Annotated in this window: 9 protein-coding genes; 8 read left to right on the forward strand and 1 reads right to left on the reverse strand. The window is 44.6% G+C overall.

Annotation, left to right across the window (positions count from 1 at the left end; translation table 11 throughout):
• Nucleotides 1-139 precede the first annotated feature (139 nt).
• From B3W37_RS10090 to B3W37_RS10100, 3 genes are all read left to right on the forward strand, one after another.
• Nucleotides 140-1204 carry a polysaccharide biosynthesis protein gene (locus B3W37_RS10090; RefSeq protein WP_483175634.1) on the forward strand — a complete coding sequence of 355 codons (1065 nt, stop codon included), beginning with the start codon at nt 140-142 and terminating at the stop codon, nt 1202-1204.
• Nucleotides 1201-3282, forward strand: coding sequence for a glycosyltransferase (locus tag B3W37_RS10095; RefSeq protein WP_483175636.1), 2082 nt, complete (start codon nt 1201-1203; stop codon nt 3280-3282). The genes B3W37_RS10090 and B3W37_RS10095 overlap by 4 nt, the downstream gene beginning before the upstream one ends.
• Nucleotides 3283-3469: 187 nt before the next feature.
• Nucleotides 3470-4237, forward strand: coding sequence for a glycosyltransferase family 2 protein (locus B3W37_RS10100; RefSeq protein WP_483175637.1), 768 nt, complete (start codon nt 3470-3472; stop codon nt 4235-4237).
• Nucleotides 4238-4402: 165 nt separating this feature from the next.
• Here B3W37_RS10100 and B3W37_RS10105 read toward each other — a convergent pair whose 3' ends face one another.
• Nucleotides 4403-5128, reverse strand: a complete 726-nt coding sequence (locus tag B3W37_RS10105; RefSeq protein WP_483175641.1) for a type II toxin-antitoxin system prevent-host-death family antitoxin — start codon at nt 5126-5128, stop codon at nt 4403-4405.
• A 641-nt stretch (nt 5129-5769) separates the two neighbouring features.
• Here B3W37_RS10105 and B3W37_RS10110 point away from each other — a divergent pair.
• From B3W37_RS10110 to B3W37_RS10130, 5 genes are all read left to right on the forward strand, one after another.
• Complete coding sequence (locus B3W37_RS10110) at nt 5770-6891, forward strand: agmatinase family protein (protein WP_483175638.1); 1122 nt, start codon at nt 5770-5772, stop codon at nt 6889-6891.
• Nucleotides 6892-6964: 73 nt separating this feature from the next.
• Nucleotides 6965-8089, forward strand: a complete 1125-nt coding sequence (locus B3W37_RS10115; RefSeq protein WP_483171386.1) for an aminotransferase class I/II-fold pyridoxal phosphate-dependent enzyme — start codon at nt 6965-6967, stop codon at nt 8087-8089.
• Between the two features lie 120 nt (nt 8090-8209).
• Nucleotides 8210-9187, forward strand: a complete 978-nt coding sequence (locus tag B3W37_RS10120; protein ID WP_483171414.1) for an ornithine cyclodeaminase family protein — start codon at nt 8210-8212, stop codon at nt 9185-9187.
• Nucleotides 9188-9332: 145 nt separating this feature from the next.
• Nucleotides 9333-10025 carry a DNA/RNA nuclease SfsA gene (sfsA, locus tag B3W37_RS10125; RefSeq protein ID WP_483171387.1) on the forward strand — a complete coding sequence of 231 codons (693 nt, stop codon included), beginning with the start codon at nt 9333-9335 and terminating at the stop codon, nt 10023-10025.
• Nucleotides 10026-10061: 36 nt separating this feature from the next.
• Nucleotides 10062-10277 (forward strand): hypothetical protein, encoded by a 216-nt coding sequence (locus tag B3W37_RS10130; protein WP_483175639.1) that lies wholly within the window; start codon nt 10062-10064, stop codon nt 10275-10277.
• Nucleotides 10278-10434 lie beyond the last annotated feature (157 nt).

The raw sequence follows: 10434 nt of genomic DNA on the forward strand, positions 1-10434 counted from the left end.
CCATCTGCGATCGTTCTTTAGATTCCACGCGGTTGCGCAGTTTATTATCTTATTCCCTTCCTTCCTGGCCGGAAATGATTGAACAAATGTATCAAGATTATTTGACTGGCCCGTACGGCATCAGATAGGAGGCATAACAATGTCCTTGTTTAGGGATAAGGTGGTTTTGATCAGCGGTGGAACCGGATCACTTGGAAAGGTGTTAACCCGGCGCTTATTAGATATGCATCCCTATGGCCCAAAAAAGATTATTATTTTTTCACGCGATGAGGCCAAACAACACTTTATGAGAATGGCTTACCAGCAAAATAAAATGGCCACAGACGAAATTATTTACCGCGATTTTGAGCGATTGGTTGAATTCCGTATTGGCGATGTACGCAACTACCACTCGGTATGTCAAGCCCTGGACGGGGTTGATATTGTCATTAATGCGGCCGCATTAAAACAAGTTCCTTCATGCGAGTATTTTCCCAGTGAAGCGGTTCAAACCAATATTGGTGGAGCCGAAAACATTGTTCGGGCTATTAAACAATTCCATCTTCCTGTTGAAACCGTTGTGGGGGTTTCTACAGATAAGGCCTGCAAACCCATTAATGTTATGGGGATGACCAAAGCAATTCAGGAACGGGTTTTTATTAATGCCAATATCGGCAGTACCCATACTCGATTTATTGGTGTGCGCTACGGCAATGTCCTGGCTTCGCGAGGCTCGGTAATTCCTCTTTTTCACGACCAGATAAAAAGTGGGGGGCCGGTTACCATCACGACTTTAGACATGACTCGCTTTCTCTTGTCATTGGATCGGGCGGTGGATACCATTTTTACTGCTATAGAACAGGCCCTGCCTGGAGAAATATATGTTCCCCGGGTGCCTTCGGCACGAATCATCGACATAGCCCAAGCGCTTATAGAAGACCGTCCCATTAACATAATTGTTACTGGCATCAGGCCTGGGGAGAAGGTACATGAGATTTTGGTTTCCAATGAAGAAGCCTGGCACACCTGTGAGCGCGGTCAGTACTATGCCATAAAACCCATGCTTCCCGAGCTTTATCAGGAGGAATATGGGATTAACATGCTTGACCAGGAATATAGTTCGGGAGACAACGTGCTTAGTGCACCGGAGACTAAACAACTCTTGTATCAGCATCACCTCAATATAAATGAAGAATTGAATTATGATGGAGAATTGCTGCGATGAGTACCATTGATTTATCGTCCCGTAAAGGATTGATCTGGCACGAAGACTTTATCGTTCACCTGGCCAGCATTTTAAGACCCCGGGTATATGTCGAACTGGGCATATACCGCTGTGCTCTTTTTAATAGAGTGATTCCTTTTGCGGATCATTTGATTGGAGTGGATTTAAATCCCGAAGCCGGGCAATTTATGGTGAAATCATCTAAAACTCAATTTATTAACAGCACCACCCTGGAGTTTGCCCAGCAAATAAAAGCAGGTTCCTTATGGATTGACATGCTGTTTATCGATGCTGATCACTCCAAAGAGACGGTATTGCAGGACTTTTACGCATATCTTCCCTATGTTGCTCCCCACGGACTGATACTGCTGCATGATGTGCATCCCGGCAGCGAGGAACTGCTTAACCCCGCCTGGTGCGGCACTGCATACCTGGCGGCAGAAGAATTGTCACGATACCGCGATGAATTTGAAATAATGACCATACCAGCATCCCCTGGCCTCGCGATCTGTAGAAAACGCCGGTTGCAACTATCCTGGCAAGAACCCAGGCAGCCGGATCGGAAATACAAAATCGTCTGTATCTGCCAGGTATATAACGAAATGATTAAGGCCAATTTGGAAAGGTTTTTTAGATACACGAAACCGTTGGTTGATGCCATTGTAGTTTACGACGACGGCAGCACTGATGGCAGCTATGAGTTCATGCTCAGCCAAACCCCCTACGTTATTCGAGGAATTCAAAATGATTTTGCCAATGAGATCAGTCATAAACAGGTTTTGCTGCAGGAGGCATTAAAGCTTGAACCCGACTTCATATTATGGTTGGATGCCGATGAAGTATTGACCGCCAGCGCAGCTGATCATTTGCAGGGGATTTGTGAGCTGTGTATTGATCGACAAATTGACGGGGTGGTTTTTCATGAGGTGAATCTGTGGCGCAGTCATAGTTGGAGAAGATTAGACAGCCTGTATGATGTTGGCTGGTTTGTGCGCTTATGGCGGGTCACACCGGGCATGAGCTATAACAAACCCCAACCCGGCCTCCATCAAAGGCCTTACCCCCCCAGCATTAAGCGCTTGCATTGGGTAGATACCATCAAAGTCTTGCATTACGGATTTTCTTCCAAACAGCGCCTGGCCCATAAATACCTGGTATATGAATCTCATGGGCAACGTGGCTATGATATGTTGGATCGCTTAATAAGCGAAGAACAATTGGTCCTGGAAAAGGTTCCGCAGGAATACTTCCCCGAAGGTTTATGGGAAGATGATGAAAAGCCGGAGCCGTTAAGCTGGTCACAATCCCTGGCTTATGTGGAGGAATTCCGGGAAGAAGTATTCAGACCGCAATTTTCAATAGTATGTTTGATCTATAAAAGTGTGGCCTGGCTTAAATTTGTATATGAACAGGTGTTCAAATATACAGAAATGACGCGAAAGGAGTTTTTCTTCGTAGCTAATGATGCCACTGATGAGGTAATGGAATACCTCCGGGAACATGATATTCCCCATTATGAATTTAACAACAGCGCTGAACAGCGTGCCGAATGGTATGTAAATAATGTCTATCGCGCCTATAACTATGCGGCCGCTAAGGCCAAAGGGGATTTTTTGATTTTTATTAATTCGGATATGGCATTTAGCCCTGGTTGGTTTGATAACCTGTGGCGGGCATATAACGGCAGCAATTGCGTTTGCTCCCGTCTGGTTGAGTCTGGGAAGCTGCCCAGCGGGCAGTATGGTATTGAAAAAGACCTGGGGCGCAACTATAGTTCTTACCGGGAAAATGAATTCCAGCAATATGCAGCTGCCATTGCTGAGTCAAAGGTGGAGAACGGCGGTTTATTCATGCCATTGCTGATACGCAAAAAGCATTTTGAAATGGCGGGTGGATATCCCGAAGGGCAAGTCGTGGTCGGCAGCAATATATACGATCCGACAATAGCTAAATGGGGAGAGGCCTGTATATCAGGAGACACAGTGTTAATGCAAAAGTTACATGCTCATGGGATCATACATCAAACCGTTTTTGACAGCGTAGTGTATCATTTTCAATGGGGGGAAAAAGACGACTAAGCAAGGTTTAATTAGGCAAACCCTGTAGGCGCAGACGCTGCATCGATTCCCGGAGAAATATTCCAGGTCCCAGCTGCTTTCAGCTCCGGAAACCCCATCTGCTCCATTTCAGGTGTTCGAAGGAAACGCGGCAAAGGCTCACAGAATTAATCGGTAATCGGCACTTAATTAAGGAGAGACAATATAGATGGAATGCACCGCCTCAATTATTATCACCACCTTCCAGCGGCCTCACCTTCTTAAATGGGGGCTGTTTTCTCTTGCCCAGCAGGCAATGCCGGCAGACTTTGAAACCATTGTATTAAATGATGGGGTTGAGGATGAAAGTGAAGCCATCTGCAAGCAATACGAACACACACTGAATCTAAAATACGTTTTTACCGGCCAGCGAAACCTGGGCGGAACCATAAAATGGCGGGTGCCGGGGTTTGCGATCAACATAGGAGCCAAAATGTCACGCGGTAAGGTCCTGATCTTATCCTGTGCGGAAATGTTTCATCTTAATGATGGTATAGCCCAGTTAAGCTTGCCATTATTATCAAACTCCAAGTATATGGGCATCCCCATCGCTAGAGATGACCAGGACGGCTCTTTCCTAGATCATCTCAATGCAACCGGGGGCAAATTTGACCTCAACGCTTTTTATCACAACTACCCTGGCTTGAATACTAAACTGCCATTCTTAACATCGATCAGAAGAGAGGAGTTCTTCGCTATCGGCGGCTACGATGAGGATTTTACCGGCATAGGTTATGACGATAATGACTTAATGACCAGGCTGGTTAAAAACGGCTGCAGTTATTATCAAACCGCTGCGGCCGCTATCCATTTGTACCACGAAAGAATCTGGTTTGCCATGGAAAACTCTTCTGAAACTCAGTATAATCGTAACCTTTATTATCAACGCCAAAACCAAGTGGTCCGCAATCAGCATCGGGAATGGGGCAGACTATAGTTTACCCACTTAATATCCTCATCTTAAGCCCCGTTTCCAAACCGGGGCCCTCTTCTTGAACCATGGCTACCGCTTCACTGTAGGTATGAATGGATCGTTCTGCCGCCAGTCGGATGTATGAATAATTTTCAACCAGCTTAACCCGGATTTGATTACATTCATGCTCTACAAAAATACATCCGTCAAGGCTACCTTCAAGCCACTGAAATATACTGACTCCGCATATTCATGAGCGCCTTTCTGAAAAGCTATGCTATCGGCTATTTCATTTTTATCAAGAATATAAACATATATCAGATTATTTTTGGGATCAACCATCCAGTATTCCTTAACGCCGCATTGCTTATAAAGCTCCAGCTTCTTAAGCATATCCTTGCTTCTGGTGGAAGGCGAAAGGACTTCTACCAAAAGGGTGGGGACTCCTTTGTACTGGCCTTTTTTGTCCATGTTATCCCTGTCGCAGATTACGATTATATCCGGCTGAACAACACAAATATTGTCCTCTGCCTTAAAAAGGGTAATATCAAAGGGAGAAGTAAGGGGAATACAATTTTTATTTTTAAACCAGTTGTAAAATGTGCCATGAATTTCGTTCACAGCATATTGATGCTCGTAAGAGGGCGAGGCGAGATTGTATATGACTCCGTCAATCATCTCAAAACGCTGCTCGGAAGCTTCCACAAGTTCCAGAAATTCCTCATAGGTCACCCGGCCCTCCCGGGTTTGATATTCTGCAGCGCCTTCCGCCACCCGGCTGCTATTCTGATCATCGCACGGTAATATCCTGGCAACATCCCTTCCATTTTTAGTTACGATGATTTCTTCGTTGACCTCCACATATTTTAAGTATTTGCCAAAGTTATTCTGAACCTCTGTCGATGAGACCCTCATCATATCCCCTCCATATTAGCTATACATATGTTTATTATGTGTATATTTAGCTAATGTGTCAACGCAGCAATATATTTTAGCTAATATATTGCGAGCTTCCCCCGCCCTATCTTTACTCATATATGCTGCTTTTCTCTTCATTCCGCTGATTTTCAAATATCGATGTTTATGGCCCGGTCCCCTCACTCTGAATCCTCCATCCGCTTTTTTCCGATTCCTTTTGGAGAGCCGGAATAACGCATAAAGTCAGATTCCCCGACCCTCTGGGGTATATGCAAATGTCCGTCAGCCAAGCCCGGACAGGCTAACCATAAAGCACATGGGCTGTCATTATTGTTTTGATGATATAATTGGAGGTAGAAATTCAATAATAAAGGCTAAACTATGCAGAAAAAGCTGCATTTACAAATTCTACAGCACTGACAACCGGTACAGGGAAAGAGATGTTCGTATAAAGCAGTTATAACAAGGGCTTTAGAAGACGCAAACCCTTTGTAGCCATTAACTGTGTTGCAGAGCGTGAAGCGGCTTGTTTTTTATGGGCTTGATTAAGAAGCAATGCCTGGGGATTGCTGCATATAAAGGCGGCATAAGAATCAGGACATGCCTGATATTAACCATACTGAAAGTGAGGTAAAAGAATGTCAGATAAGGAAGCCATTAGTGCAAAGGAAAAGGAACAGATCAAGTTTGCTTTTGAAAATGCCATGGATTTGCTAAAAACGCAGAAGGCTCGCGGGGAGAGGATCGAGCTGTCTATCTTGAAAGGCGATACCCCGACTTTTATGGAGTATCCGCTGGCAAAAAAACCGCAGGACTTGCAAGGTGCTGATGCAGCAATTCTGGGCATCCCTTTTGAAGGCCTGACCATTCAAACTCCTATGATAATGGCTCCGCCTACTTGCGGCAGACCGCCTCAGGGGTCTGTGTACTGGCGCATGGGGGCTGATCAAGGTACGGATATGATACGCAAGTATTCCATTTATTACTCCATCAATCATAACCGCGGTTATTTCCCTGAAATCGATAAAGATCTGGTTTTTGAGAATCATATCAGGGTGGTGGATTATGGTGATGTGCCATACACACCGGATGATATTGAGGGTAATCTTGAACGGGCGGAAGAAAAAGTAGCGGATATTGTAGCGGCAGGAGCGGTGCCTATCATTTTAGGCGGTGATCATACTGTGCCTACCCCGACACTACGAGCAATACTTAAACCAAGAACTAAGAAAATAGGACTCATCGTGTTTGACTCCCATATGGACCTCTCACATGAGCCAAAAAACTGGGCTTCAACAGAATGGAGCCAGGTTCTTGAACTTGGCAAAATAAGTCCTGAAAACTTTGTTTGCGTTGGAATCAGGGGGGTACGCAATTCTATATTCGAAAGAAATGTGGCCCGTGAATTGGGACATCGTGTCATTACGATTGATGAAGTAAAAGAATGCGGTATCAAAGATGTGATGAATGAAGCTATAAAATTAGCCACCAATGGTACGGATGGAATTTATTTCTCTCTGGATATTGACGTTATGGATCCAAGTCAGGTGATGTCGCAGAAAGCTCCGGAATTCTGGGGGCTGACCATGGATGAAATGTTCCATGCTCTGCGCCGTATCACAAGAGAGAAGATTATTGGCTGTGACATCAATGAGTATACCCCTGATTATGATTTGAATGGCATGGGCGCACAATTCTGTGCTCGTGTCGCGGCTGAGTTTCTGGGAGGAATAGCCTTAAGAAAACGTGATGGAAAATAGGCCTGGGTGCGGCGGCGGCAGTCTATGTAAAGTATGGTTTGGGGATAAAAATTGCAATATAGGAGATAACAACATGCGTATTAATGAATTCAAACTTGAAAAATGGCTGAATCCGAGGGATGAAGGATGCAAGTACAACTTGGGTGCAAGCTGTGTGAAGGCATTTACGGTTGAAGAATTATTTGACTTTATCGGCGAGGATTGCGGCAAATTTTTAAAAGAAGTAGAAAAAATGAGCCTTCATTATGGACACTTTTTTGGCTTTAGAAGGCTTTTAGAAGCGATAAGCAAAATGTACCGGGAAGTAACCTCGGATATGATTTTGACGGTTCATGGAGGCACTGGCGCCAATAACATGGTAATTACTGAGCTGTTGGAACCCACAGACAATGTGGTTATCTTTATGCCCAATTACCAACAGCATTATTCAATTCCGGAATCGATGCAAGTGGAGATCAGATATATTGAATTAAAGGAAGAAAACGGTTATTTGCCGGACCTGGATGAATTACGCGGATTGGTTGATAGCAATACCAAGATGATCCTACTCACCAATCCCAACAATCCGACCGGATCTTATATCGAAGAGGACATGTTGAGAGAGATTGGGAAAATCGCTGAAAAAGTGAATGCCTATATATTATGTGATGAAATCTATAGAGGTTTAGGCGATGATTACATGGCATCCATCGTAGATGTATACGAAAAAGGCATTGCAACCAGCAGCACATCAAAGGTATTTTCAATGGCGGGAACCAGAGTCGGCTGGGTTGTTACCCGGGATAGAAACACTTATGAAAGACTTCAAAACAGACGTTCCTATGACACCATTTGCGGCGGCGTATTTGATGAATGGATCACAGCCATCGCTTTTGAAAATTACGAAAAGATTCTGAGCAGATCCAGGGAAATCGTCGGAGAAAATAAAGAAATCCTTGATAAATGGCTGGAAACGCAACCGCACTTATCATGCCAATACAAAAGCTTGAGTTCCACAGTATTCATAAAATATGATTTTGATATTCCAAGTGATGAATTATGTTTGGACATATATGAAAAAACCGGCGTATTGCTTTGCCATGGTGATTGTTTCGAAATTCCGTATACGTTCAGGTTGGGCTATGGATTTGGCAAGCCGGAAATGCTTAAAGAAGGACTTAGACTGCTGGGAGATTATTTTACAAAGATGGAAAAATAGAATGAGCTTTATTACCTTTTGCGGGAAATGACTGCCGGGCTCGATGGCTGATGGGTAAATATAGGGACGAAATTGAAAGACTGACTGATAAGGAGAGCAATACATCTGTATTCACTTCGTATTTTAAGCAGTGCGCAAACGAATGATTTGCTCAACATGGGCGATGCGATTTCCGATGTGGAATTGGCGTACAAACTTTATGCCAGAGAAGAGGCCGGGGTATTTCCCGTAATCGTACATCACTTTGAAAGCGGAAAGCGGGAAATGGATTTAAAATCAGGTCATCTTGCCGGCGCAGGTGTATTCGGTATGAAAATGCTGGGTTTTTGCTCTGAAAATCCCCAGCGGGGGCTTGCTCCCCTGGCAGGATTAATCGTTGTGATGGATGTGGATAAACAGCAGCCCATAGGAATTCTTGACGGAACACCGATAACTTTTATGAGAACAGGTGCCGCGGGCGCTGTAGCAGCAAGAGCATTGGCAAGAAAAGATTCTAAAAGGGTATTGATCGCTGGCGCCGGTAATCAGGGAAGAGCCCAGTTACTGGGGCTTGCAACCGCAATGCCGGCCTTGGAAGAAATTTATATTTGCGACATTATCGATGAAAACAGCTGCCGGTTTGTCAACGAACAAAATGGCAAGTTTCCAAATTTACAGCTAAAAGCAGTGCCTTATGCTGAGCTTGCGGAAATAGCCGGTCAAGTAGATATCATTGTTACCTGTACACGGTCTCGAGAGTTTTTTATTAGTAAAGAATGGATTAAAGCAGGTACACATATTAATGCCATTGGGGCTGATATGCCGGGCAAACAGGAAATCGAACCGGAATTAATGGCAAATGTAAGATTATTCGGGGATTCGCGTGCCCAAGTAATACAAAAGGGTGAGTGTCAACATGCTGCAAAATCCGGGAGGATTTCAGCAGATGATATTACTGAAATTGGAGAGGTCCTTGAAGGCATGAAACCAGGCAGAAGGTCGGAAGATGACATTACACTTTTTGATGCCACAGGGATGGCTATACAGGACTTGATTGTTTCAGCCAAATTACTTGAGAAAGCAAAGCAATTGAACATCGGCCTGGAGGTTGAGTTTTAAATTCGAAACCCGCCCCCCTTCAAGCAAGGTCTTTTCATTTTATATCCTGAGGCAGTCCCCATGGCCGCCTGGAAGCGGCCTCCCATAGAATCCTGGTCTGTAACGTTTATATTTATTCTTATTGGGAAACGGGTAATAGAAACAGATGCAGTATGAAAACATTGAAAAAGCGGTCTTTCTCTCACGGCCCAATAGATTCATTGCTCATATAAAAATAGCGGGGCGGAAGGAAATCTGCCATGTAAAAAATACCGGCCGGTGCAAAGAGCTCCTGCTTCCGGGCGCGTCAGTTCTGGTTCAACGGGCCTCAGGCCTTAAGCGCAAAACCAAATATGATTTAATTGGGGTTTACAAAGGCAGCCGGTTGGTCAATATGGACAGTCAGGTACCCAATAAAGTGTTTTATGAATGGGCCATAAGCGGTGATTTTTTCGATAATATTGCTCTGATAAAACCGGAACACAGATACCGGAACTCCCGCTTCGATTTTTATATTGAAACCGGGAGCAGACAAATATTGGTGGAAGTCAAGGGGGTTACTTTAGAACAGAACGGGGTGGCGCTATTCCCCGACGCACCGACGGAACGGGGAATCAAGCATGTCACCGAACTTTGCCAGGCCGTAAATGACGGCTATCAGGCTTACCTGTTTTTTATCATCCAAATGAAAGATGTGAGGTATTTTTCACCCAATCTGCAAACCCATCCTGCCTTTGCCCGGGCCCTGATCGATGCCCACCAACAGGGGGTCAAAATTATGGCCATTGATTGTGAAGTTAAACCTGATTCCATAGCTGCCAGAGACTGGGTGGAAGTCAGACTGACTCAACAAAATTAGTCATGTGCAGATTGCCAATCGCTGGCAGATCTCCACATGCTGGCGGATACAGTGGTTGCCATGGTTCATCAGGCATTACCCAACTGGCAGCGGGTGAAGCCCCTTTTGATTTATGGCTGGATAAGGTGGAATGCATCGGAGAGGGTCAACTGCACGCCATCATTGATGAAATCCCGGCAGAATGGACTACAACTGCCGAAGAAAAACGCCCTGCAAGGCTGTTTAATAATAGAAGGCACAAGCTCCAGCTGATGTTGGCTTTATGAAATCACAACTTCCCCTTTGGAAATAGAGGTGCATGCATTGTACTGCAAATGTAAAGCAGACCTTGCTTTCGGTGCGGCGGTGGCTTTGGCGCGAAGAGGGATTATATTGTTTTATAACACCGGAAGCATTTTATAGACTTCTT

This window comes from Syntrophomonas sp. UBA5494, from assembly GCF_002426325.1.